This window comes from Caballeronia grimmiae, from assembly GCF_000698555.1.
Classification (GTDB): Bacteria; Pseudomonadota; Gammaproteobacteria; order Burkholderiales; family Burkholderiaceae; genus Caballeronia; species Caballeronia grimmiae.
Genome location: NZ_JFHE01000008.1, coordinates 163,378 through 187,090, shown reverse-complemented (window position 1 = coordinate 187,090; position 23,713 = coordinate 163,378). Strand labels below are relative to the sequence as shown.

Sequence of the window (23,713 nt, the reverse complement as noted above, 5' to 3'; positions counted from 1 at the left end):
AGCCGCCTTAACACTTTCGGATATAAGCCATGTTCCTTCCGGACGTTCGCACGTTCCTCGCCGTTGCGTCGGTGGGCAGCCTGTCCGCCGCGGCTCGCCAGCTCGATGTCGCTCCGATGCAGGTATCGCGTCGCATCGCCGCGCTGGAAGAAGACCTCGGCGTGCGGCTGTTTCATCGGACGACGCGATCGCTGACGCTGACCGCCGAAGGCGAGGCGTTCGTCCCTTTCGCCACCGCGATGGCCGATGCGGAGTCAGGCGCGCGCGCCGAGCTGAGCCCGTTGCCGGGAAAGGCGTCAGGGGTGCTTCGCATGACTGCGCCGAGCGGGTTCGGGCAATCCGTCGTCTTGCCGATGCTGCCTGCACTGCTGGAAGCGAATCCGGAACTGCGCATCGATCTCGATCTTTCCGACCGTCAGGTGGATATCGTCGGGCAGGGCCTCGATCTGGCCTTGCGCATTGCGCCGCTGGAGGACTCCGAACTCGTGGCGAAGAAGATCGGACCGAACCCTCGCCTTATTTGTGCGGCACCGGTTTATCTGGAGAAGCATGAGCGTCCCTCAACGGTTGCCGATCTCGATAACCACGTTTGCATCCGGCTGAGCGCAGTGCGGCGCTGGCCGCTCGTCGTCGACGGCACGTTGATCCGCAAACGCGTGGACGGCTATGTTACGACGACCAGTGTCGAGGCAGCGCGAACCGCCGCAGTGCAAGGTCTCGGCCTTGCGCAACTGACGTATTGGGACGTCTTTCGTCACCTTGCCGACGGGTCGCTCGTGCAGATTCACCTGCAGGATGCGGCAATGGAAGATTTGTCCGTCTCGGCTGTGATGCCGAGCAGGCGTTATGTGCCTAACAGGGTGAACGTCTTTCTCGACGGCTTACGAAAGCAGATTGTCGAACTGCGTGAAGGGGATCGTTACTGATTCGGGCAAAGAAGAGCCATACGTCAATCTGTCGCGGTGGCCGGCCGTTGATTGGTCCCGTAAGGCAGAAGCCGACCCGGCGACGGCCTCTGATCGATGAACGGTCTAGCACGTTGGGCCGGCGGCAACTGAAGCAAGAGCGGTCGCACTCGCGACGTGCAGCCGGTCCAGACTACTGTCCCTATTGGTTCCGTCAACTCTGGGCGAGCCCCTCGACTAGCACCGCTCGATACGTTGCCCCCCTAGACCGATGCTTCGCGATTGCTCGATATGCATCGCTGTCATACCACGCGCGCGCGGACGGCGTATCGGGAAACTCAACGATCACGACGCCCTCGGGGGCCTCTCCCTCAAGCCGTTGTTGCGGTCCGTAGGCGGCAAGAACTTTGATAGGATGCCCGACGAAGGTCTTTGCGACACTTGCCTGATACGTGTCCAGCTCGCGCTGATCACGGGTGATCTCACGTGTAAAAACGATGTATGTGGCCATATGTGGCGCTCCTGAGTGAAAGTTGCACACGACGGCGACGTTGGTACAGTCTTGGAAATCTTACGATCGCGGCGCCGCACGAGTGTCAGCGACATGCCTTGGCGGCACGGGTCAGGCAATCCACCCACCGTCGACCGTCAGGCTCTCGCCGGTGGTATAGCCTGCTTCAGGGCTGGCCAGATACGCTACGGCCGCCGCGATTTCTGCCGGTTTGCCGAAACGACCCACGCTTGCGAGCCTTGTCATCGTTGCGTGGTCTTCCGTGCCAGGCTGCGGAGCAAGTTCTGTATCGATGGGGCCGGGCTGAACCGCATTAACGGTCACGCCGTATTTGCCGAGTTCGCGAGATAGCCCGCGAGTGAAGCCCCTGAGAGCGAACTTCGATGCTATATAGAGCGTCACGCCAGGCAAGGGCGCCGCTTCGCCAAAGGCCGAGCCCACGTTGATAATGCGTCCCCAGCCCGCTGCGACCATTCGCGCTGCTGCGTCTTTTGCCAGTGCGATTGGTGCTCGGACGTTCAAATTGAAGTGAGTGTCGTATGACGTTTCCGAAGAATCGAGAAATGGTCCGTACTCGACCGTGCCAGCGTTGTTCACGAGGATATCAAGCCGGCCCTCGAATCGGCCGCCAAATGCCCCGTTCGTTGACTCAATGAGGCTCTTGATGCCTTCGGGCTGCGACAGGTTAGCGCCGAAGGCCTCAGCCTCTCCACCGGCATCACGGATTTCCTTCACGACTGATTCGGCCCGCGCCGGGCTCGACGCATAGTGAACGATGACGGATGCCCCGTCGCGCGCAAGACGTGCGGCGATGGCTGCACCAATTCCGCGCGAAGCGCCAGTAACGAGGGCGAGTTTGCCTTTTAGAGCTTGGGTCATGGTTTTCCTCAACACGTAGGTTGCAAGGCGGTTCTCTGGCTGTATGGCCGGGACGCACCGCTGCATCGGAGCCAGTGCTTTCATGCACTGGTTGATGCGTATCCTCCGCTGGGGTAGCGTGGTCCGGTAGTCGCCCGTGAGGAATAGCTTCTATTCCTGCTGCGAGGGAGCAGACCGAAGCAATCGGCACCAGAGCGCGAAGCAGTTACGCTGTGAGGTTCTCGCTGGATCTGCGCTCACTGAGAACGTGCTCAACAAACGCGACGAACGCACGCGTCTTCGCGGTTGCCATGCGGCCGGACGGAAAAACCGCCCATAGGTCAATCGGCGGCAACGTCCAGTCAGTCAGGACGGCCTGAACTGTTCCGTTCGCAAGTTCGGGGGCGAACATCCATTCTGAAGCGACAGCAAGGCCGAGGTGAGCGATCACCGCCGCGCGCATTCCTTCAGCCGCATTCACGGCTATTCGGCCGGACAAGCTTACGTTTGAGTCGGAGCCGTCACCGCGGCTGAACAACCACGATTCGCCGCCACCGCCCACGGAATAAACGACCGCCTGATGTCGGCTCAGGTCGGCAGGGGTTTGCGGAAGTCCGGCTTCCGCGAAATATGACGGTGTGCCGATGACGAGCCGCCGCCCCGTGGACACGAGACGCGCGGTCATGGACGAATCGTCTAGGGCGCCCATACGCAACGCGACATCAACGCCCTCTTCGAGCAAATTTACTGACCGGTCATCAAGAACGATATCGATGCTCAGGTTCGGGTGTTGATCCAGGAAAGACTTCAACCTCGGCAAGACGTGGAGTCGGGCAAATGTGACGGCTGCGCCTATGCGCAGTCGTCCGGCCAGGCCATCGGACGACTCACGCGCCGCCTGTTCTGCGTGGTCGGCCTCATCGATGGCCCGGCGGGCGTGGTCGTAGAACCGCTGACCGGCATCCGTCGGCGCCAGGCCGCGTGTCGACCTCAATAGCAGACGGGCGCCCAGACGTTCCTCCAACTGTGCTACTGCCTTAGAGACGGCCGGTTGGCCAAGTTTCAACCGGCGAGCGGCCGCAGAAAATGAGCCCGCATCGACAACTGTTACGAAAGTTTCCATCGCAACCATGCGGTCCATGTGCACCCTCCTGGCAGGTTATCAGCGGAACTGCGCAGTGTAGCGAAATGACGACCGGTCCAGACAAAGCACCAGGCAATGCGATGCTGCAGGCGGCTGGTTTTATCTTGACTCCGACGACCGCTGTCCAATAGATTGCGGCCCTTTACAGCTCACTCTCAGACGGGGGCGAGCGTCGCTTTATGGCCGATCGGGTGAGGTAATGCTGCAGACATTGTCCTGGACTACGGGCTGCGCAAGTATCACCACTATGGACGTTCAGTGACCATCATGCGATTCCCGGAGGTCGAGGTGGTACGCATCGGGACCTGCTACGAGCTGATCGTCGACGCCGTTCGACGCGAGTACGGTATTGAACTTCCGGCAGACCGGGGGCGCCATATTCTGCCGTCGGGCTACCTGAAAGAGTTTGAGCTTGCGAAGAACGCTGATAGTTCAATTAGCGGCCACTGAACTCCCCTGTATAAATAGTTGCGCCGCACATGCTACCCGTGCGGTGCAAGGCTGGTCTCAAGAAACCCACGTACCTCCCCTTCCGCGACGAACGCGCAGACTCACTAGCTTTGAACCCGGGATTCCGGAACTGGCGCCCGCTCGCACAGGAGGCCCTGGCCGTTCCCGCTAACCTGAACTGGCCGAATTCCCGGCGCCACCTCTCACACCAGGGGCGTAGCGCGGAGGTATGGGGGGACGAGTATCAGGCACGTTTGGCGAAATGCGAACAATACGAGCGTCGCTGCCGTCATATGATGGGGATGTCATCCGGGAAAAACGCCCGTCCGATCCCCCGGCCACGCCGTTCGTGAGCATGAGAAAGGATTCAGGCGCGGCTTGCGGGCAGGCTACTACCAAAGAAGCGGATTGTCGTGCTAGTCGACATACAGTTGAAGCCCAGAGCCCATGTGACGTTCATGTCAGCTTCCTGTTCTCGACGACGAGCGTTTCATTGTCGTTGGCAGCTTGGCGACTTGATTGCGAAGACCGTGTAGTCCGCGGCGAACGGCGTGAGTTTTTCATTTCTCTAGGTCCGCTAGAAGTTGGCTGTTTCGCGCGCGCGCCGTGTTGGAGCAAAATAGCGAGCGTCGCACGCGTGAGCAGTCGGGCAACGTGTATAAAAATTGGGGCCACCCGCACTGGCCTACAGCTTGCGTGGGCTGTTGATGATCCTTTCGCCGGTCGCTAACGGCCACAAACTATAGGAGAAACAAATGAGCAAAGCTCAAGACGCAAAAAAGGCGCAGAAAAAGGCGGCCACGAAGACGCCGAAGGAAAAGAAGGACGCGAAAAAGGCGAAAAAGGAGGCGTCGAAGCGGCAGTGATCAACGCAGTGGTCGGCGCGGGAAGCTGATGAGCCACCCACCTGTGGTTCATCAACAAAATGGTCTGCCTGGTCTTCGCCCTGCGCATCACGCTTCACATTCACCGCAGCCACGAAACATCAATGAACCATTTCCTGAGCTACACAGGCGAACGGCGCACATTCCGCGAGGGAAGCGCGCCGTATTCAGTACTGCGCTAGCAGCGGTCGGTTCACTCCAACTCGACGCCCTTCAACTCGGGAATCAGCAGGAGTGTGGCGATGACATCGACGACATAAATCAGCGCCAGTGCCGCGATTGCAACGGCGAACGAATAGTGGCTCGCTACCGCGCCGATGGCCAGCGGCCCGAAGCCGCCGACCGCGCGTCCGATACTCCACAGCACGTTCTGTGCGGTGCCGCGTGCATGCGTGGGATACAGCTCGGCCATCAGCGCGCCGTAGCCGCCCATCATGCCATTGACGAACACGCCCACTACCATGCCGCCGATCAGCAGTGCGTCGGGCGTCGTCATGCGCGAGTAGATGAACACCATCACCAGCGCGCCGATCTGATACATCACGAACGTGGGCTTGCGGCCGATGCGGTCAGCGAGCTGTCCAAAGATCCAGATACCGACCAGCATCCCAACAATGGACGCCGCCGTCCACGTCGCCGACTTAGCGAGCGTGAAGCCGAACGCCTTGGTGAGATAACCCGGCATCCAGATGATGAGGCCGTAGTAGCCGAAGTTCTGCACCGCGCACATGATGATCATGCCGATGCTGCGACGCGTGGTCTGACGGTCGCGAAACAGCGTCTTGAGCGGAAACTCGTGGCGCTTCTTCGACGCCTTCTTGATAAAGATTTCCGATTCGCCGATAGCCTTGCGTATGGCGAACGACAGCACCGCGGGCGCGAGACCGACGACGAACATGCCGCGCCAGCCGATATGCGGCAACAGCACCGGCGTGACGAGCGCGGCGATCAGCACGCCGATCTGCCATCCCATGCCGACATACGAGGAGACGCGGCCGCGCTTCTCGGCGGGCCATGCCTCGATGGCGAGCGCCATGCCAATGCCGAACTCGCCGCCCAGGCCCAGACCGGCGACGAAGCGGTACGCGAGCAGGTCGTGATAACCGCTCGCGAACGCGCACAGGCCGGTGAACACGGCAAACAGCAGGATAGTGTAGGTCAGCACACGCACGCGGCCGAGATAGTCGCTCAGAATGCCGAAGCCGATGCCGCCCGCCACACCGCCGACCAGCGTCCACGTCACCAGCGACCCCGCCTGCGCGCTGCTCAGCCCGAGGTCCGCCGAGATCAGGCTCAGCATGAAGCCCAGAATCAGCAGGTCGAAGCCGTCCATTGCGTAGCCGGAGATCGAGGCGACGAGCGCGCGCACGTGCGGCGGGCCGAAGATCGAGTTGTCCGATGCGTCCGGCAAGGCGCCCGCGCTCTGGTCCAGATTCCGATTCATGATTGGTCTCCCCGTGCACTCATTAATTCAACGCGTCGGGATCGTGCGGCAGCGGCACACCTGCACCGGTGCGTTCCACGATCAGCCCGTAATGCTCCGGACGGCGATGCTTCGCGAAGTTGAAGACGTGCTCGCGGAAAGTGTCGCCGAGCGCGAGATCGATATTCGCGAAGATCACTTCGTCTTCCTCGCTCACGGTCTGCGCGGCGATCTCGCCCGAAGGCGCCACAATCACCGAGCCGCCGATCATGTGGAAGCCGTCTTCCTTGCCGCATTTCGCGGCCGCCGCGATCCACATGGCGTTCTGATACGCGCTCGCCTGCAGCGAGATCAGATGCGTGTGCATGCGCAGATGCACCGGCTCCGGCCAGTGAATGTTCAGCGAAGGCGTGTTGTAACCGAGCACGCCCAACTCCGCGCCTTGCAGGGACATGGCGCGCCACGTTTCGGGCCAGCGACGATCGTTGCAGATGCACATACCGAGCTTCGCGCCCATGGTCTCGACCACCGGGAAGCCGGTGTTGCCCACTTCGAAGAACTTCTTTTCGAGGTGCTGGAACGGCGCATCGGGCTTGTGATCCGAATGGCCCGGCAGATGCGTCTTGCGATACTTCGCGACGATGCGTCCCGCGTCATCGACGATGATCGCCGTGTTGAACGCCTCGCCCATCGCGGTGAGTTCCGCATAGCCGAGATAGAAACCGATGCCCGCATCGCGCGCGGCGTCGAAGAGCGGCTGCACGTCGGGGCTCGGCATCGAGTGTTCGAAGAAACGTTCGATGGCGGCTTCCTCGCTCATCCAGTAGCGCGGGAAGAACGTGGTGAGCGCGAGTTCCGGGAACACGACGAACTTCGCGCTGCGGGACTTCGCCTCGCGCAGCATCTCGATCAGGCGCTTGACGACAGCCGGGCGATCGTCGGCGAGATGGACCGGTCCCATTTGCGCGACCGCGAGACCGAGTTTGCGTGACTTGCTCATGACTTCCTCTTTCGTTTTCAGTTTTGGCGATCGGAGTAGCCGAACGATGTGTGACCTTCCCGCGCTTCGCCGATGGCGAGGGAGCGGAAGAACTGGCCGCGCGCGGAGACGGGCCGCTCGTTCTGGAACGGCAGAGGCGTGCTGCGTGGCACGAAGCGTCCGCTGCCGGCGCGCGCAGCAAACTTCCCGTCCTCGACGATCACGCGGCCCGCGCTCACCACGATGCGCGGCCAGCCCGTCACTGTCATGCCTTCGTACGGCGTATAGCCGACGCGGTCGTGCAGAGCGGACGCCGTCAGCGTGACTTCGTGCTTAGGGTCCCAGATGGCGATGTCCGCATCCGCGCCCGCCTGAATGAGGCCCTTGCGCGGCGCGATGCCGTACATGCGCGCGTGATTCGTCGCGGTGAGCGCGACAAACTCGGGCAGCGTCATGCGCCCTTTGTTCACGCCTTCGGAGAACATGAGCGGCAGGCGCGCTTCGAGCCCAGGCATGCCGTTGGCCGCCTGCTTGAACGTGGTGGCGTCGCCATAGGGCAGCTTGCCGGTTTCATCGAAACGATATGGCGCATGGTCCGACGACACCGTTTGCAGCACGCCGTCGTTCAGCGCGGTCCACAGCGCTTCCTGTGAACCGGCATCGCGCAGCGGCGGGCTGCAGCAATATTTCGCGCCTTCTACGCCCGGAAGATCCATGGCGTCTTCGGTCAGCAACAGATAGTGCGGGCACGTTTCGCCGTAGACCTGCGCGCCCATGCGCTGCGCCGCGCCAATGGTCGCGAGCGCATCGGGTGCGGAGACGTGGACGATCAGCACCGGCGCATCGAAGAGGCGCGCAAGCTGAATTACACGATGCGTCGCTTCGCCTTCGGCCAGCGCCACATGGCTCGTGCCGTGAAACTTCGGTGCGGTGCTGCCGCTTTCCAGCAGCTTCTGCGAGACCCAGCGGATGACGTCGTTGTTCTCGGCGTGCACCATCACAAGGGCGCGTTCACGGGCGGCGAGCGCGAGCACGTCGAGCATCTGATAGTCGTCGATCTTCAGTGCCTCATAGGTCATATAGACCTTGAACGACGTGATGCCGCGTCGGATCTGCTCCACCAGATCTTCGTTGAGCGTCTTGCTGTCCGTCTCCGAGACGATCAGGTGATAGCTCCAGTCGATCACCGATTTCGCTGTGGCGAGCGCCGTGTACTCTTCGGCTGCCTGCTTGAGCGAATGCCCGCGATGCTGCGCGGCGAACGGCACGATCATGGTCGTGCCGCCGTGCGCCGCCGCGACGCTTGCGGAGTACCAGTCGTCCGCGCCCATCACGCCCATGCCCGAGCGCTGCTCGACGTGACAGTGCGTGTCGATGCCGCCGGGCAGCACGTAGTGGCCGGTCGCGTCGATATCGCGGCGGCCGGCGGGCAGGCCGCGTTCCACCGCGACGATCTTGTCGCCGATGATACCGACGTCCGCTTCATAGACCGCTTCGTCGGATGCGACGAGGCCGTGGCGTATGGTCAGGTCAAACTGCTGCATGTTGTTCGTTCCGCTGTGAAATCAAAGTTGCGCTTCAAGGTTCGCGCTCGGCGCTTCGCGTCCCGCGCTTTCATTACGCGCCGCCAGCCACCAGTCGACGCAGCCGCGCGCTAGCGCATCGGTGGGATCGATTGCCGGGCGCGGAAGCAGCACGCCCGCCAGCGCCACCGGAATCTCCGTGCACGCCATCAGGAGCGCATCGGCGCCTTGCGCGATCAGTGCGTCGGATGCCTGCGTGAGGAGTGCGCGCGCATCGTCGATACGGCCGCTCTTCACCGCCGCGATACCCGCTGACACGTAGTTCGCCTGCATCGCTTCATCGGGCGACATTGCTTCGATGCCGCTCGCCGCGAGCTGGTCATGATAGATGCACGCCTTCAGCGTCGCTGCCGTGGCGAGCACCGCGACGCGCCGCGCATCGGGACATTGGCGCAGGAGCGCGGCGACCGCTCTGTCGCCGATATGCAGCACCGGCACCGTGGTTTCGCTCGCGAGCCTGGAATGCCAGACGTGCGCCGTGTTGCAGGGAATGGCGATGGCGGCGCAACCGGCCGCTTCCAGCGTGCGCAGGCCGTCAAGCAGATGCGGCCAAGGCGCGTCGGAACCTGCGAGAAACGCCGTGCTGCGGTCCGGCACTTGCGGCACGTTATGCACAATCACTGGCATGTGTTCTTGATCCGATGCGGCGGGCGTCGCCTGAATCAGCTTGACGAGGAAGTCGGCGGTGGCGAGCGGGCCCATGCCGCCGATTACGCCCAGACGCGGAAACGGAGCCGCCTCGCTCATGCGAGACCTCGCTCGCGAACCACGCCGAAAGCGAGCGATGCGGCCGTCGAGCACGGATCGATGACGGGGACGCCAAGCATCTGCTCCAGTTCGGCGCGCAAGGGCGTCATGCCCGCGCAGCCCAGCACGATGACGTCCGCGCCGTCTTCATCTCGTAAGAGGCGGGCGGTGGCGAGCAGCTTGCCGAGCGCAGCTTCACGCTCGCCCGATTCCGCCACGCCGAGATTAACCGCGCGTTCGCCCGCGATGGCCCCGCCGAGTTGCATTGCGTGATACGTGCGCCAATGGCGGGGCATGCCGCGCGTACTCGCCGCGATCACGCCGATGCGCGAGCCGCGCGCAAGCGCCGTGGCCATGGCCGCCCCGCCGATGCCGATGACCGGCTTCAACGTGACCTCGCGCGCGGCGTGCAGCCCCGGATCGCTGTAGCAGGCGATCACGAACGCGCTTGCCTGCGCTTCGTGAGCAGCGACGTAACCCTCCACGGCAATCGCGGCGCGGTCTGAGTCCCGTTGGGTCACTATTCCGCCGGGAACCGCGCGGAGCGTTTCGAACACGACGGGGGCATCGTCCTGTGCGCGAAGCGCGCGCACGGTCTTCTCGATCTCCCGCGTAACGTTCGCGAGGCCGTTCGGGTTCAGGAAAATGATGGGCGCGGTCATGGTCAGTCGAAGTGATTTTGGCTCGGCCGCACGACGCGGTACAACCTGTTCGCACCATAACAACGACGTAAATCCTCGTGAAATAGGCCAAATTTGGTAACCCATAGCCTCGATGCATGGGTCCAGGAAAGCGCCGACGCACGCTAGAATTTCAGCGCCGCCAGGATTCCAGTACCGCAAAGAGACCAATGAATTACGACGAAGCCACCCCGCAAACACGCTCGATGAGCCTGCGTCAGATCGAAGTTTTCCGCGCCATCATGATGACCGGGTCGATCAGCGAGGCGGCGCGTTCGCTGTATGTCGCGCAGCCTTCGGTGAGCCGCGTGTTGCAGGTCACCGAGAGCCGGCTCGGCTTTCTGCTGTTCGAACGCACGCGCGGCCGGCTGTATCCGACGCCGGAAGCGAAGCGCATCTTCGATGAAGTGATGCGCGCGTACGAAGGCATCGAACGCGTCGACAGTCTGGTACGCTCGCTCGCCGATGGATCAAGCGGCAAACTCAATATCGTGTGCAGCCCGAGCCTCGGCGTGCATCTGGTGCCTCTCGCCATCGCGCGGTTTCATCGCGAGTTCACGCAGTTGCCCATTCAGTTCGAGCCGCTCACTCACAACCATCTCGTGCCCCGCGTGCTGTTCGGCAAGGGCTATATCGGCTTGTCGATGTTCGAGGTGGAGCACCCCAATCTCGTTACGGTGCCGCTGCAGAGCGGGCGTGTGCTGTGTGTCGCGAAGAAGGGCACGCTCGGGCGGCGGCGGGCGATCGAGCCGAAGCAGGTCGCCGCGATGCCGTGGATCGATTACGAGCCGGATACGCCGCTCGGGCGCATCGTCGGCAAAGTGTTCGGCGGCGAGCGGCGGCCCGAGCCTGTCGTGCGCGTGCGCTCGGCGATCAGCGCGTGCACGCTCGCGAAGGAAGGCGTTGGCGTGGCGATCGTCGATCCGTTCTGCATCGACGGCGCGACCCGCGACGCGCTCGATGTCGTTCCCATGCGTGTCGACGATGGGCACCGGCTGACTGCGAGCCTCGTGTATTCGCACGTGGAACCGCTGTCGAGCGCGGCGCGCCGCTTTATCGAAATCATGGAAGGCGTGCTGCGCGAGCGGGTCGGGGGCGCGACGCGCGGGAGCTGCAAGGCGTTGTCGAAGTGAAATGCTAATGAGGCGACAGCCATCCGGTTCGGACAATGTCTGAATAGTGAATGCGCCTCACCATCATCCCCACAATGAGTGCAGCTGATGTTCAATGCGGCCGGGTGCCGGGTCCGCCCCGCTCAACGTTTGGATGTCCGATAAGAGACCGTGGAGGAGCCGTTCAAGTAGGCCACGTGCGTTCCGCGGCGAGCGTCGGTAAATGGCCGGTTCCCGAAGTCGGCGGAGCGAATCAGCGCCCTGGACGATCAGGTTGAAAAGGGAACCGACGTCATTCGTCTCTCACGAAACAGCTCACGTGAGCCGCGCACCGCACTGCCCTTTCGGCGAACGCGAAATTGCTGCAGCTCCTGAGCGCTTGACCGAAAAGGTCGGTGTTTATGGGGCCACTGGTTTTCCTCGGCACCACGCTCTGGCCCACGTCGAAGCACCCTCGCTCACTCCGCTCATTACAATCGCCCGATTTTGCCCCTGGAGCAAGGACGAGGCGATCAACGACCAAGGCCACAGTTCGACGGCCGCTTCCGCGCGCTCGATGTCGAGCCGCATCAGGCCGTCGCGGTAATCGGTGACGAGCAGGCGCGCATCGTCGAACAGCTTCGCTGCCGTCCGGCTCGCCGTCATGCTGCGCGACGAGATCCAACGCCCGAAGGCGAAATGCGGAACATGCGGCCGTAGGGAATGTCCGTGACCCATCCCGCGCGTCAGCCGGGCCGCCGCCACTTTGCCGAAATCCGATAGTCCGTCGATTTGTGGCGCCGTACTTTCCTGAACAGGGCGATACCACAGCCGTGCGCCCGGCCATCATCAGGGAGCGGACTCATGGATCCAAAACTTCAGCTTGATCCCCACACCGACGCCGACGTGGGCCTTCTGCACAAGATGGGCTACGCGCAGGAACTCTCGCGGCGGATGAACGGCTTCTCCAACTTCGCCATTTCGTTTTCGGTCATCTGCATCCTGTCGGGCGGCATCACGGCTTTTCAGCTGGCTTTTTCGGCGGCGGGCGGCGCATCGGTCGGGCTCGGGTGGCCGCTCGGCGCGATGTTCGCGCTAATCGTCGCGATCTCGATGTCACAGATCGCGTCGTCGTTTCCGACCGCAGGCGGCCTCTATCACTGGGGCTCGATACTAGGCGGCAAGCGATGGGGCTGGCTCTGCGCGTGGATCAACCTGATCGGGCTCATCTTCGTGATCGCCGCGATCAACTTCGGCACCTACGATCCCTTCTTCAAGACGATCATCGCGCCGATGTTCGGCGTCGACCCGGGAACCCTCAACTGGTGGCATCAGACCGCGTTCCTGTCGCTGCTGACGCTCTCGCAGGCCTTTCTCAATGCGCGAGGCATCAGGATCGCGAGCAAGATCACCGATCTCTCCGGCTACCTGATCTTCGTGGTCACGATCGTGCTGGTGGCATCGCTCCTCATCTATTCGCCGGTGCCGATCGACCTGCATCGCCTGACCACGTTCACGAACTTCACCGGCTCCGAGGGCAGCGCGTGGCCGCATCAGGCGACGCCGTTCGCCTTCATGTCGGGCCTCCTGCTCGTCACCTACACGATCACCGGCTTCGATGCGTCCGCGCATACCTCCGAAGAGACCCACGACGCGGCGCGCAACGTGCCGCGCGGGATCATCGGGTCGGTGTTCTGGTCGGCAGTGTTCGGCTACTTAATGGTCTGCGCCTTCGTGCTCGTGATGCCCGACCTCACCGCCGCGATGAAGCAAGGCACCGGCTTCTTCCAGGCGATCCTCGCGCCGATTCCGAAGACGCTGCGCGTCGTCCTCGAACTGCTGATGTTTTTCATCAACTACGTGTGCGGTCTGGCGGCCATCATGTCCACGTCGCGCATGGTGTACGCCTTCGCGCGCGACGGCGGCCTGCCCGGTTCGCGCCTGCTGCGCAAGGTGAATCCTGCGCACAAGACGCCGGGCCCGGCCATCTGGACCTGCGCGATGCTGGCGATCCTCGTGACCCTTTACGGCGATGCCTTCTCCGTGCTGAGCGCCGGCAGCGCGGTGTTCCTCTACATCTCCTACGCGATGCCCGTCGGCTCCGGCATGCTCGCCGAAGGTCGCACGTGGACAGAGAAAGGCCCGTTCCAGCTCGGCGTCTGGTCGAAGCCGTGTGCGCTTCTCGCATTGATCGGCGCGCTCGTACTGGCTTACGTCGGCATTCAGCCGCCGAACGAAAAAGTGCTGTACGTGCTGGTCGGCTTCTTGGTCGCGCTGCTCATAATCTGGTATGGCTTCGGTGTTCGCAACAGCTTCAAGGGGCCGCCGGTGCTCGACACGAACGAGAAATCACGACGCACTCGCGAGATCGAGCCGGGCATCGATCAGTCCGCCTAGATAGTCATCTTGCATGAGACGAGGGAGAGAACGCATGATTCAATCTGCTGAGAATGGCCGCCTCGCCGGCAAAGTGGCGATCGTCAGCGGCGGCGCGGGCGGATGCGGCGCGGCGGCATCCACGCTGTTCGCGCAGCACGGGGCGCGCGTTGCGATCGTCGATCGCGACAAGGACGCTGCCGAAACGCTCGCGGCGAGCCTGCGCGATGCGGGACACAATGCGATCGGCCTCGGCGCCGATGTCTCGAAGCGTTCCAACGTGCTCGCTGCCGTCGCCGCCGCGAAAGACGCCTACGGCAACGCGGACGTGCTGTTCAATCACGCGGGCACGCTCATCGTAAAGCCGTTTCTCGACATCGACGAAACGGAGTGGGACTGGCTCATGAGCGTGAACGTCAAGAGCATGTACCTGATGACGCAAGCTGTCCTGCCGCAGATGCTCGCCAAGGGCAAGGGAAGCATCGTCTGCACGTCGTCGATATCGGCGGTGTACGCGACGCCCGGCGAAGTGCTCTACGACGCGACCAAGGGCGCATGTCATATGTTCGCGCGCGCGATCGCGGTCGAATACCGTGACAAGGGCATCCGATGCAATGCGGTCGCACCGGGCTTCATCAGGACCCCGCACGGCATGCGGGAGCTGCGCGACCTTCAGGCGATGGGTGTCGATGCTACTGAGGAGGCCATCGCGCTTCAGCAAGGCCGCTTGTGCGAGCCGGCCGAAGTCGCATCGGCGGCGCTGTTCCTCGCATCAGACGAATCGAGCTTCGTCAATGGCACGCACCTGTTCGTCGATAACTGCTTTTCCGCGACCTGAGCGGCCGCTTCGCGAATTGTTTTTCGGCGTAACGGCTAGGTAGAATCGGTCATCGACCGTCACCCACGACGACTATGACCGCCCCTTTACAGCCGAGCACTTGCGAAGTCAGCGGCACGTCTTTCGAGGCGCAGGGCGTGTCGTTCAGCGTGTACACGAGCGTCGATGAACAGGCGAGCGCGTTCGACGGCTGGGACGCGCGTTACACGCAGATTTCGAGCGGCCCGTTCAGCGGGTCGCTGTCGATGGTCTCGCTAGGCGGCATCCGCCTGCTCGTCGAACGGCTCGACAAGGTGATCTTTCAGCAAGGCGCGATTGCATCCGACCGGATCGTGATCGGCGTTCCGCTGGAACTCGAAGGTCACGCGCGGCTGTGCGGCGAACGCAGCGAGCGCGACAGTCTGCATGTCTTTTCCAGTCTGCCGCGTTTCGAGTTCTATTCGCCGGACCGGCATATGCTCGTGAACATTGAAATATCGTTTGAGCGCATGTCGTCATCGCAGACCAGCGAGCTCGCTCAATCGCTTCGGGCGCAACGTCTTGCTCCGCTGCTGCCGATGACATCGGCCAAAGCCGAGAACCTGCGCATGCTGTTGCGTCATGCGTTATCGGCGTCGGTATCGCACGCAGCGGACGATGATGCCGCCGGCAAGGAGCGCATCGTCGAACGGGCGGTGATGTACGCGGTATCGGAAGTGCTCCTCGCACCCTCGGACGCGCCGCCCCGAGCGCGCGAGGCGTCGGCGCGGCACTGGAGCGTCGTGACCGCCGTTAACGAACGGCTGCAGGAGCCGTCCACGTGCCCGCTGTCGGTAGCCGAACTTTGTGTCGAACTGGACATCAGCCGCCGGACGCTGCAATACGCGTTTCATCAGGCGCTCGATCTGAATCCCGTGGCTTACCTGCGCGCAGTTCGGCTCAATCATGTGCGTCGCGAGTTGCAGTCGGGGCAGCGCGTCACCGGCGCGGCCACGAAGTGGGGCTTCCTGCACTTTGGCAGCTTCGCGAACGACTATCGCCGCATGTTCGGCGAATTGCCGTCCGCGACTGCGAGGCGCGTTGCGTCGAAACACACCTTTGGGTCCGTTTGAGTGCCTGACATGGTGTACAGCAAGGCAAGATCGAGCGTGCGCAAGCGTATAGCGGCTGTCGAGCGCACGCCGCCGTTACAAGCTGCGGGCCGGAACAAAGTGAATCGGCCATGGCCGACGCTCAGACGTTGCTTTTTGTAAGGCAGGTTCCGTGGCCCGTTCAGCCGTTCGATGCTCCGCCTCATCGAACGCGCGACCTAACGTCATTGAACGGCTTTTCCAGCCTTCATGCGACGGGGGCGCCGCTGTTGCTCTAGCGGCGGCTTGTCTCGTTCTGTCGGCCACTCGTCGTTACTACGGCAGGCCGCGTGTCTGGCTCGCTAGTCTCAGTCACTCATTGGACCAAGCTCAACGCTTCAACTAGCTCCATGAGCGGCACCGGTTTCACAAAATGAAGTTCGAATCCAGCGTCGGCAGAGCGCTTTCGGTCTTCTGCCTGGCCATAACCCGTCAGTGCAAAAAGCCGAGGGGGTGTAACCTCGTGCTGCCGCTGCAGTGCCTTGGCCAACTCGTAGCCGTCCATGCCCGGCAATCCGATGTCGAGCACTGCAAACTGCGGCTGAAAATCCGCAGCGACCGCCAGTGCTGTCTCCGGGCTACTCGCCGTTGCGACATGGAATCCGACTTCAGTGAGAAACGCTTCCATCGACAGAAGACCGTCCTCGTTGTCGTCAACCAAGAGGACCCGAATGCCGTTGCCCTGTGGAAGCGATTGCGCTGGCACCGTTGCATCGGCCGCCGCCAACGCGTGCGACGCGAGTGGCAGCGTGACAACGAAGGTAGAACCCTTTCCGGGCCCGTCGCTGCTCGCGGCGACCGTGCCGCCATGCAGTTCGACAAGATTCTTCACCAGCGCAAGGCCGATCCCTAGTCCGCCTTTAGACCGGTCGATGGTGGTTCGCCCCTGTTCAAAAATCTTGAAAAGGCGGGGCATCAAGTCATCATCGATGCCCGCGCCATTATCTGACACGGAAACGATGATCTCCGTCGCACGGGCTACCGCGTCAACGCCAATGTGCCCGCCGGCATCCGTGTACTTGGCCGCGTTATTGAGTAGATTGGCGAACACCTGCGTGAGCCGTGTCAGATCGGCCGAGATCATCGCCCCGTCGTCGACCACGCTTAGAGACAAGGTTTGGCCTCGTTGCTCAACCAATGGACTCGCGGCCTCGATGGCCCGCGTCAACACTGATCCAATCCGCAGGGGTTCGACATGTAGCTCTATCGAGCCGCGCGTAATGCGGCTAACATCGAGCAAATCCTCGACAAGGCGCGACAGGTGCGAAACCTGCCGTTCAATGATGTCGTGATACTTGTCTGCTGTCCCCCCACGATGCTTGCGGATAAGCCCCAGCGCTGTCGTAATGGGGGCCAGTGGATTGCGAAGCTCATGTCCGAGCATAGCCAAGAATTCGTCTTTTGCCCTGCTCGCCGTCTCCCGCTCGTGTGCGGCTCGAGCGGCCTGTAGCCCGGCCGCTGCTAACGAGGTCGCCGCGCGTAGAAATGCTATGTCGGTCACCGAGGGGAACGACGGGTCTGCAGACCCGAACCACACGCTGCCTTGACCAGCGGTGTAGCCCATGCTCATCCGTACCATTCGCTGCTCGCCGCTTGGGGTCGCGTTGAGCACCGGGCGCGGGCCGATCGGCATGCGCCGCCACGCTTCGACCGCAGGCTCCCACGCCTGACGTGCATCCGCAGTCGCTTCCGCTCCCCGCAAGCGCAAGATATCGAATGCTGCAGCGTCGGGCAGCAACGGCACGTGCGCATAGCATATGTCGAGACGGACAATTCGCTCGACGGCTTGCGTCATGAGCTCGATTATCGTCCGGCCGTCGCGTCCGGCCCATAATGCCGGCAGGGCCAGCAGGCCCATAAGATCTCGCAGGCTGCGCTCGGCGGCATCTGGCGATAGGGCCACCCGGACTGCGTCAGCGGCCATTGCCTGCCACGAATTCACTCCAATTGCCGCGTGGTTCGTCGATCCGGCTTCCTTCAAGCGATCGACGCCGGTTAAGTTCACCGATCATGTCCGACGGCGGAGTGAAGAACGGATTTTCCTGCACGACACCATTAATAAGCGTCAATGGGTGCGTCCGCAATAAATCCATCAACATGGCGCCCGATAGCTTGGCCATGTCATATACGCAGATGGCGGGCTGACGGTTGCGCTCGAGCACCTCATTGACCTCAGCTTCGTATTCGATCAGGTTGAGTGCCGCCTGTGGGTCGTCGAAGACCCAATCCATATTTCCCATGATCCGCAGACGCGAAAAGCCCGCATCGCGCCCCGTCCCCGTTAGACGGTCAACAGCGCTCAACATGCGGTCTTTGTTGAATGCGCCTTCTTCGTCCAGATATGCGTCGCCCCAGGAGACGAGCGCGAGTTGGCCGCAGGCCTCACAGTGGGCGGCATTGATTCCAGAAGCGGTCAACCGGGCGCGGTGATCCGCCATAAGGGCGGGATTTATGATGTGCATATTCTTCTCGCCGTTGTCTACCGCCTCTTTGAAGAAGGGGTTCAACGTCTAGTACTCTTCGTCACGGCTGTTGAAAAATGCGCAGACGTGGTAAGCGTTGAGCGGGGTACCGGCGAGTGTCGGCGGATGCATAAGACGGTTCTCGATGAAAATGTCGGGTGGGACTAATGATACGCTACGGGTCGCCCACCGTTCTATGCGACGTGCATCTCTTGTCGGCATAACGTGATCAGCCGTAGCACGCGCGTCGTGCCGCTGACGGGCAGCGACCCCGTCGTTTGCGCTTCCTTTCCAGCCGTATGGCTTGGGGGACAAGTGCGTATCGTTGGGTCGATCGGTGGTGGGTTAATCGTCCTTACTTCTTCTCGCATCCGCTAACATAAAAGGTCGGCGCGATCGAAGTGCAACCCTCGATTCTCCAAAGCAGAAACAGTCAGCCATCTAAACTGCAAGCGCGGGAGTAACGGCACTCTGATGCTTCGAGGGTAGCGTTGAGAAATGAGTGATGCGTGCTTGATCGCATGCTTAAGGTTGCGAATGGCCAATGCTGTTCTCGGATACCTCACGCTTAACCAGCGCTCGATGTCGAATGACGCTGCAATTCCTCTTCGCGACCTTCCTTTCAACGCGAAATACCGTGCTCGACACCCCTGTGCCGCACCCAACGAGAAAAGAACATGCGACGTGCCTTGGAAGTCGGATTCGTCGGCTTTGCGCTGACGTACATGTTTTTCGTCGACGCGTATGGCACGCCGAGCGGAGCTAACTTCTGGCCGAATCTAGCCCATTGGTCGATGCCTCAAGTGTTGGCGCTGGGCACCGCCTTACTGTTCAAATCGCCCATCGAGTTGCTCGGTGGAATGGCTCTCGCGTACGCTACATTCACCGCGTTCGCCTATGTCTGGAGCGCATTTACCCTAGGTTGGCTTGGTTATTTGATTTGTGTGTTTGGCGCCTGCACAGGCGTTGTCATTGCCGCATTCAGGTCCCTCATGCGCGTTGAACCACGTGCCGGAATTGCTGCTATCGAGGGCTTCTGTTTCGTGGGCTCAGGCATTGCAATCAATGTGTTGGTTCTGCACCTCGTGCTTTAGTGGTCGCGCAGTGCCCGGGCAGCCGGCGCCGAGTTACCGGCTGGGCGCCACACTGCCCATCCGGCGAACAAGGGCCCGTACAAGTAAGAACTCAGTGGCCTAGGAAACTATGCGTCTTCATGGCGGTGCATGACCTCATTTACGGGCATAGCGCCGGTACCCGCGTCGCACCAGTGCATAGAAAGCTGGTTGGTGCACAGATCTCCCCATAAATGGGCATGCAACCGCAAAGCTGTCGCACGAAGCGGCGAATTTCGGTTGGCACGGTTTACGCATAGTTAGCCATGCAAGGAGCCGGCGCGTCATCCGGTTCATCGAACAATCTGCAAATGGACGGCTAGGGTTCCGGTCTGCTTCACGCGGATGCTGGTCCGAGAGCTGTCGACCTCAGGCGAGGTTACACGGCGGGATAAAAGCCCGGGAGAGAACGCGATGTGTCGCGCTGCTCCCTGCCGTCGCCAACCGTCTCCTCGAGGTCAACCTCATGCGCAAGCTCGCTCGCTTTCTTGGCATCGCCGCAATTTCCGTCGCCGCTATCGCGTCCAGCGCCGCATTCGCCGCGCCGCGCAACGACTTCAAGGTCTGCTGGACCATCTACGCGGGCTGGATGCCGTGGGGCCAGGCCAAGACGCAAGGCATCGTCTCCAAGTGGGCGAAGAAGTACGGTATCAATGTCGATGTCGTCCAGCTGAACGACTACGTCGAGTCCATCAATCAATACACGGCCGGCAAGTTCGACGGCTGCGCGATGACCAACATGGACGCGCTCACGATCCCGGCTTCGGGCGGCGTGGACTCGACGGCGCTGATCGTCAGCGATTTCTCGAACGGCAACGACGGCGTGCTCATGAAGGGCAAGGGCAAGCAGATCGCCGATCTCAAAGGCCAGCAGATCAACCTCGTCCAGTTCTCGGTCTCGCACTATCTGCTCGCACGCGCACTCGAAAGCGCGCACATGAGCGAGCGCGATCTCAAGGTGGTCAATACATCCGACGCCGATATCTCCGGCGCTTTCGCCACGCCCACGGTGCATAACACGGTCACATGGAATCCGATGCTCGCCGACCTGAAGGCGCAGCCCAACGTCACCGAAGTCTTCGACTCCAGCAAGATTCCCGGCGAGATCATGGACATGATGGTCGTCAACACGAAGACGCTGAAGGACAACCCGGCGCTCGGCAAGGCATTGACCGGCGCATGGTTCGAGATGGTCGCACTAATGCACGGCGATTCCCCCGAAACGACGAGCGCGCTGACCTCTATGGCCAAGGCGTCCGGCACCGATCTCGCCAACTTCAAGGGGCAGCTCTCGACCACCGCCCTCTTCTACACGCCAAAGGCCGCGCTCGAATTCGTGACCAGCCCCGACATGCCGAAAATCATGACGCGCGTCGCGAAGTTCTCGTTCGATCACGGCCTGCTCGGACAGGCCGCGAAGAGCGCGGATGCCGTCGGCATGGCGTTCGACAAGGGCGTCGTCGTCGGCAACAAGAACAACGTGAAGCTGCGCTTCGATCCGGCCTACGTCGAGATGGCGGCGGCGGGCAAGCTCTGAGCGCTTGAGGGTCTACTACAAGGCGGTCAACATGCGACTCATCAATCGACATCCGAGCAGGACCGGCGCGCTGATGCTGCTACTGCTGCCGTTCGTCGTGCTGCTCGCGGTGTATTTCACCGGCTCTTCGATGCGGCTCGCCGACAATCCCGACGACAAGCTGCTGCCGAGCGCGACGCAGATGAGCGATGCGATGAAGTCCGCCGCCTTCATCGAAGACAGGCGCACAGGCGAGTATCTGCTGTGGACCGATACGGCGTCGAGCTTGCGAAGGCTCGGCATCGGGCTCGTCGTGAGTGCGGCGATCGCGCTCGTTGCGGCCATCGCGACGGGATCGTTTCCGCTCGTCAGCGCGACGCTTTCGCCGTTCATCACCGTCATATCGATGGTGCCGCCGCTCGCCGTACTGCCGATTCTCTTCATCGTCTTCGGTCTCGACGAACTGTCGAAGGTCGTGCTGATCGTCGTCGGCATCACGCCGATGATCATTCGCGATCTCCATGCGCGCGCCGCCGAAATTCCGGCCGAGATGTGGATCAAGGCGCAAACGCTCGGCGCGAACAGCTGGACACTTGTTTTGCGGCTCGTTCTGCCGCAGCTCCTGCCGCGTCTGCTCGTCGCGATCCGGCTTTCGCTCGGCGCAGCGTGGCTCTTTCTCATTGCAGCGGAAGCGATCGCCTCGACCGACGGGCTCGGCTATCGCATCTTTCTCGTGCGGCGCTATCTGTCGATGGATCTCATTCTTCCCTACGTCGCGTGGATCACGCTGCTCGCGTGGCTCACCGACGAACTGCTGCGTCGCCTCACGCAATGGTGCTTTCCGTGGTACGGCGGAGGCGCGCGATGATCGTCGTTCGCAACGTATGGAAAAACTACGGCGATCAGGTCGTGCTGGAACGGCTGAATCTTACCGTGAAGGAAGGCGAATTCTGTTCGATGGTCGGCGCGTCCGGCTGCGGCAAGTCCACGTTCCTGCGCCTGCTGCTCGGACAGGAACGGGCGACGCGCGGCGAGATCCTGCTCGACGGCGAGCCGCTTCCCGCTGAACCGGACGCGCATCGCAGCGTCGTGTTTCAGCGCTACTCGGTCTTCAATCATCTGAGCGTGCTGCGCAACGTGATGCTCGGTCTCGAACTGCCGCGCGCGAAATTCACGGGACGCCTGTTCGGCGCACAGCGACGCGCCGCACGCGACGAAGCCGCCGCGATGCTCGAACGCGTGGGCCTGGGCGCGGCGATCGACAAGTATCCGCAGCAGCTTTCAGGCGGCATGCAGCAACGGCTTGCCATCGCGCAGGCGCTGATGATGAAGCCGCGCGTGCTGCTGCTCGACGAACCCTTCGGCGCGCTCGATCCCGGCATCCGTAAGGACATGCATGTGCTGTTGTCGGAGTTGTGGCGCGAATCGAAGCTGACGATTTTCATGGTCACGCACGACCTCAAGGAAGGCTTCACGCTCGGCAGCCGCGTGCTCGTCTTCGACAAGGTGCGCGTCGATCCGCAAGCGCCCGGCGCGTACGGCGCGCGCATCACCTACGACATTCCGCTCGACCGCACGCGCGCCCCGGCATCGGCGGTGCATATGGCGCAGGCCGCGGTGCAGGGCGCATCCAGCATCGAACTCGTCTCCGACTAAAGGAAGCTCTACGCCATGACAGTGTTACTCGAAGAAACGATCCCCGGCGGCGGTCATACGTCGCTGATCGTCAAGCGCGGACAGTCGCTGCGCCTCACCGATATTCGTGGCGGCGCGAACGTCAGCGCGATGATGGTGAACGCGAGCGAAAAGAGCGAGCGGCTCAATCTGCCGGATTCGCTGAAGTGCCAGCACACCGCGAAGCTCACCGCGGGCCATTGCCTCTACTCCGACATGGGGCGCGTGCTGGCCGCCATCGTCGCCGATACATGCGGCTGGCACGACAGCATCGGCGGGGTATCGAATGCGCAGGAAGTCTTCGAACGATACGGCGCGGGCCGCTATCAGGAGCTTCGCAACGGCTTCTATCGCAACGGCACGGACAACCTTCTCGTCGAGATGAGCAAGTGGGGCCTCGACGTCTCCGACCTGCTGATGACGCTCAATCTCTTCAGCCGCATCGACGTGACGAGCGATGGCGCGCTCGCCTTCGTGCCCGGCAATTCGAAGGCGGGCGATTACATCGAACTGTATGCGCCGATGAACACGCTCGTCGTGCTGACCGCGATCCAGCATCCACTCGATCCTCATCCCGAATATTCGCCGAAGCCCGTCAAGCTGGAACTGAAGGAATCGCATCCCGAAGTGGCGGAAATATGCCGTACCGCATGCGAAGAGAACGTGCGCGGCTTCATCAACACCGAACGCTTTTTCCTTTGAGCGAACCTGAGAGATGAGCAACATGACCCAAGCGCTTACCGTCAGCGAAAAACATCCAGAAAGCGCGGTGTATCGCGAAACGCTCTCCGCGGGCGAACCGTGGCTGCATGAAGTGAGAGCGGGGCAGACGCTGCGCATCGTCGATCTGGAGGGCAATCAGGCCGTCGATACGCTCTTCTACAGCCTTCACGATCCGCGCGAACGCTTCGATCCGCAACGCACATTGCGTCGGCAACAAAGCCTCTATCTGACGTCCGGTTCGGTGCTGTATTCGAATCTCGGCAATCCGATGCTGACGATCGTCGCCGATACCTGCGGCCGTCACGACACGCTCGGCGGCGCATGTGCGCAGGAGAGCAACACGGTGCGTTATGCGCTGGAAAAGCGCTACATGCATAGCTGCCGCGACAACTTCCTGCGTGCATGTGCGCACGACGGAAGGCTCGCGAAGCGCGATATCGGCGCGAACGTCAACTTCTTCATGAACGTGCCGGTGACGGCCGAAGGCGGCCTGACCTTCGAAGACGGCATCTCGGCGCCAGGCAAGTATGTCGAGCTGCGCGCGGAGATGGACGTCATCGTGCTGATTTCCAACTGTCCGCAACTGAACAATCCGTGCAACGCCTATAACCCGACGCCCGCGGAGCTGATCATATGGAACTGAAGCGC

The 23,713-nt window shown here is 62.0% G+C and carries 23 protein-coding genes, 1 pseudogene and 1 riboswitch; of the genes and pseudogenes, 12 read left to right on the top strand and 12 right to left on the bottom strand.

Annotation, left to right across the window (positions count from 1 at the left end):
* Positions 1–29 precede the first annotated feature (29 nt).
* On the top strand, positions 30–926 hold the full coding sequence (locus BG57_RS12020) for a LysR family transcriptional regulator (protein ID WP_035963262.1): 897 nt from the start codon (positions 30–32) through the stop codon (positions 924–926).
* 193 nt (positions 927–1,119) lie between these two features.
* Here the strand turns inward: BG57_RS12020 and BG57_RS12015 are convergent, their stop codons facing one another.
* From BG57_RS12015 to BG57_RS12005, 3 genes are all read right to left on the bottom strand, one after another.
* Complete coding sequence (locus tag BG57_RS12015; RefSeq protein ID WP_035963261.1) at positions 1,120–1,416, bottom strand: DUF1330 domain-containing protein; 297 nt, start codon at positions 1,414–1,416, stop codon at positions 1,120–1,122.
* Between the two features lie 111 nt (positions 1,417–1,527).
* Positions 1,528–2,295, bottom strand: a complete 768-nt coding sequence (locus BG57_RS12010) for an SDR family NAD(P)-dependent oxidoreductase (protein ID WP_035963326.1) — start codon at positions 2,293–2,295, stop codon at positions 1,528–1,530.
* A 205-nt stretch (positions 2,296–2,500) separates the two neighbouring features.
* Complete coding sequence (locus BG57_RS12005) at positions 2,501–3,415, bottom strand: LysR family transcriptional regulator (protein WP_035963260.1); 915 nt, start codon at positions 3,413–3,415, stop codon at positions 2,501–2,503.
* A 261-nt stretch (positions 3,416–3,676) separates the two neighbouring features.
* Between BG57_RS12005 and BG57_RS12000 the strand changes: the two genes are divergently transcribed.
* Complete coding sequence (locus BG57_RS12000) at positions 3,677–3,868, top strand: hypothetical protein (protein WP_174447213.1); 192 nt, start codon at positions 3,677–3,679, stop codon at positions 3,866–3,868.
* 766 nt (positions 3,869–4,634) lie between these two features.
* Here the strand turns inward: BG57_RS12000 and BG57_RS32985 are convergent.
* From BG57_RS32985 to BG57_RS11975, 6 genes are all read right to left on the bottom strand, one after another.
* On the bottom strand, positions 4,635–4,847 hold the full coding sequence (locus BG57_RS32985) for a hypothetical protein (RefSeq protein ID WP_160174724.1): 213 nt from the start codon (positions 4,845–4,847) through the stop codon (positions 4,635–4,637).
* Positions 4,848–4,945: 98 nt separating this feature from the next.
* Positions 4,946–6,196, bottom strand: a complete 1,251-nt coding sequence (locus tag BG57_RS11995; RefSeq protein WP_229753933.1) for an MFS transporter — start codon at positions 6,194–6,196, stop codon at positions 4,946–4,948.
* A 22-nt stretch (positions 6,197–6,218) separates the two neighbouring features.
* Entirely contained in the window at positions 6,219–7,175 is a 957-nt protein-coding gene (locus BG57_RS11990; RefSeq protein WP_035963257.1) for an N-carbamoyl-D-amino-acid hydrolase, read from the bottom strand.
* A gap of 17 nt (positions 7,176–7,192) precedes the next feature.
* Positions 7,193–8,698, bottom strand: a complete 1,506-nt coding sequence (hydA, locus tag BG57_RS11985; protein ID WP_035963256.1) for a dihydropyrimidinase — start codon at positions 8,696–8,698, stop codon at positions 7,193–7,195.
* A gap of 21 nt (positions 8,699–8,719) precedes the next feature.
* Positions 8,720–9,484, bottom strand: coding sequence for a cysteate racemase (gene cuyB / locus BG57_RS11980; RefSeq protein ID WP_052005746.1), 765 nt, complete (start codon positions 9,482–9,484; stop codon positions 8,720–8,722).
* Positions 9,481–10,146: an aspartate/glutamate racemase family protein gene (locus tag BG57_RS11975; RefSeq protein ID WP_035963254.1), complete on the bottom strand. Its 666-nt coding sequence runs from the start codon at positions 10,144–10,146 to the stop codon at positions 9,481–9,483. The genes cuyB and BG57_RS11975 overlap by 4 nt, the downstream gene beginning before the upstream one ends.
* Positions 10,147–10,334: 188 nt before the next feature.
* On the opposite strand from BG57_RS11975, the gene BG57_RS11970 reads away from it, so the two are divergent.
* Positions 10,335–11,297, top strand: coding sequence for a LysR family transcriptional regulator (locus BG57_RS11970; RefSeq protein WP_052005745.1), 963 nt, complete (start codon positions 10,335–10,337; stop codon positions 11,295–11,297).
* Positions 11,298–11,819: 522 nt separating this feature from the next.
* Here BG57_RS11970 and BG57_RS33740 read toward each other — a convergent pair.
* Positions 11,820–11,992, bottom strand: a pseudogene (locus BG57_RS33740) (SMP-30/gluconolactonase/LRE family protein); the annotation flags it as partial.
* 127 nt (positions 11,993–12,119) lie between these two features.
* On the opposite strand from BG57_RS33740, the gene BG57_RS11960 reads away from it, so the two are divergent.
* The 3 genes from BG57_RS11960 to BG57_RS11950 all read left to right on the top strand — a co-directional run bounded on the left by BG57_RS11960 (position 12,120) and on the right by BG57_RS11950 (position 15,560).
* Complete coding sequence (locus BG57_RS11960) at positions 12,120–13,652, top strand: amino acid permease (RefSeq protein WP_035963250.1); 1,533 nt, start codon at positions 12,120–12,122, stop codon at positions 13,650–13,652.
* Between the two features lie 34 nt (positions 13,653–13,686).
* Positions 13,687–14,469: an SDR family NAD(P)-dependent oxidoreductase gene (locus tag BG57_RS11955; RefSeq protein ID WP_035963248.1), complete on the top strand. Its 783-nt coding sequence runs from the start codon at positions 13,687–13,689 to the stop codon at positions 14,467–14,469.
* A 74-nt stretch (positions 14,470–14,543) separates the two neighbouring features.
* Positions 14,544–15,560, top strand: coding sequence for a helix-turn-helix domain-containing protein (locus BG57_RS11950; RefSeq protein ID WP_035963246.1), 1,017 nt, complete (start codon positions 14,544–14,546; stop codon positions 15,558–15,560).
* Positions 15,561–15,894: 334 nt separating this feature from the next.
* Here BG57_RS11950 and BG57_RS11945 read toward each other — a convergent pair whose 3' ends face one another.
* Together BG57_RS11945 and BG57_RS11940 are read right to left on the bottom strand one after the other, a co-directional pair.
* Complete coding sequence (locus BG57_RS11945; protein ID WP_052005744.1) at positions 15,895–17,502, bottom strand: hybrid sensor histidine kinase/response regulator; 1,608 nt, start codon at positions 17,500–17,502, stop codon at positions 15,895–15,897.
* A complete protein-coding gene (locus tag BG57_RS11940; RefSeq protein ID WP_075583119.1) occupies positions 17,492–18,085 on the bottom strand; it encodes an MEDS domain-containing protein in 594 nt (197 codons plus the stop codon). The genes BG57_RS11945 and BG57_RS11940 overlap by 11 nt, the downstream gene beginning before the upstream one ends.
* 632 nt (positions 18,086–18,717) lie before the next feature.
* Between BG57_RS11940 and BG57_RS11935 the strand changes: the two genes are divergently transcribed.
* The 6 genes from BG57_RS11935 to BG57_RS11910 all read left to right on the top strand — a co-directional run bounded on the left by BG57_RS11935 (position 18,718) and on the right by BG57_RS11910 (position 23,708).
* A complete protein-coding gene (locus BG57_RS11935) occupies positions 18,718–19,134 on the top strand; it encodes a hypothetical protein (RefSeq protein WP_035963244.1) in 417 nt (138 codons plus the stop codon).
* Between the two features lie 326 nt (positions 19,135–19,460).
* Positions 19,461–19,560: riboswitch (guanidine-I (ykkC/yxkD leader) on the top strand.
* A gap of 58 nt (positions 19,561–19,618) precedes the next feature.
* Positions 19,619–20,689, top strand: coding sequence for a putative urea ABC transporter substrate-binding protein (locus BG57_RS11930; protein WP_035963243.1), 1,071 nt, complete (start codon positions 19,619–19,621; stop codon positions 20,687–20,689).
* A 31-nt stretch (positions 20,690–20,720) separates the two neighbouring features.
* On the top strand, positions 20,721–21,536 hold the full coding sequence (locus BG57_RS11925) for an ABC transporter permease (RefSeq protein WP_035963319.1): 816 nt from the start codon (positions 20,721–20,723) through the stop codon (positions 21,534–21,536).
* Positions 21,533–22,324 carry an ABC transporter ATP-binding protein gene (locus BG57_RS11920; protein ID WP_035963242.1) on the top strand — a complete coding sequence of 264 codons (792 nt, stop codon included), beginning with the start codon at positions 21,533–21,535 and terminating at the stop codon, positions 22,322–22,324. The genes BG57_RS11925 and BG57_RS11920 overlap by 4 nt, the downstream gene beginning before the upstream one ends.
* 15 nt (positions 22,325–22,339) lie before the next feature.
* On the top strand, positions 22,340–23,044 hold the full coding sequence (locus tag BG57_RS11915) for an urea amidolyase associated protein UAAP1 (RefSeq protein WP_035963240.1): 705 nt from the start codon (positions 22,340–22,342) through the stop codon (positions 23,042–23,044).
* A 22-nt stretch (positions 23,045–23,066) separates the two neighbouring features.
* Positions 23,067–23,708, top strand: a complete 642-nt coding sequence (locus tag BG57_RS11910) for an urea amidolyase associated protein UAAP2 (RefSeq protein ID WP_035963316.1) — start codon at positions 23,067–23,069, stop codon at positions 23,706–23,708.
* Positions 23,709–23,713: the final 5 nt, after the last annotated feature.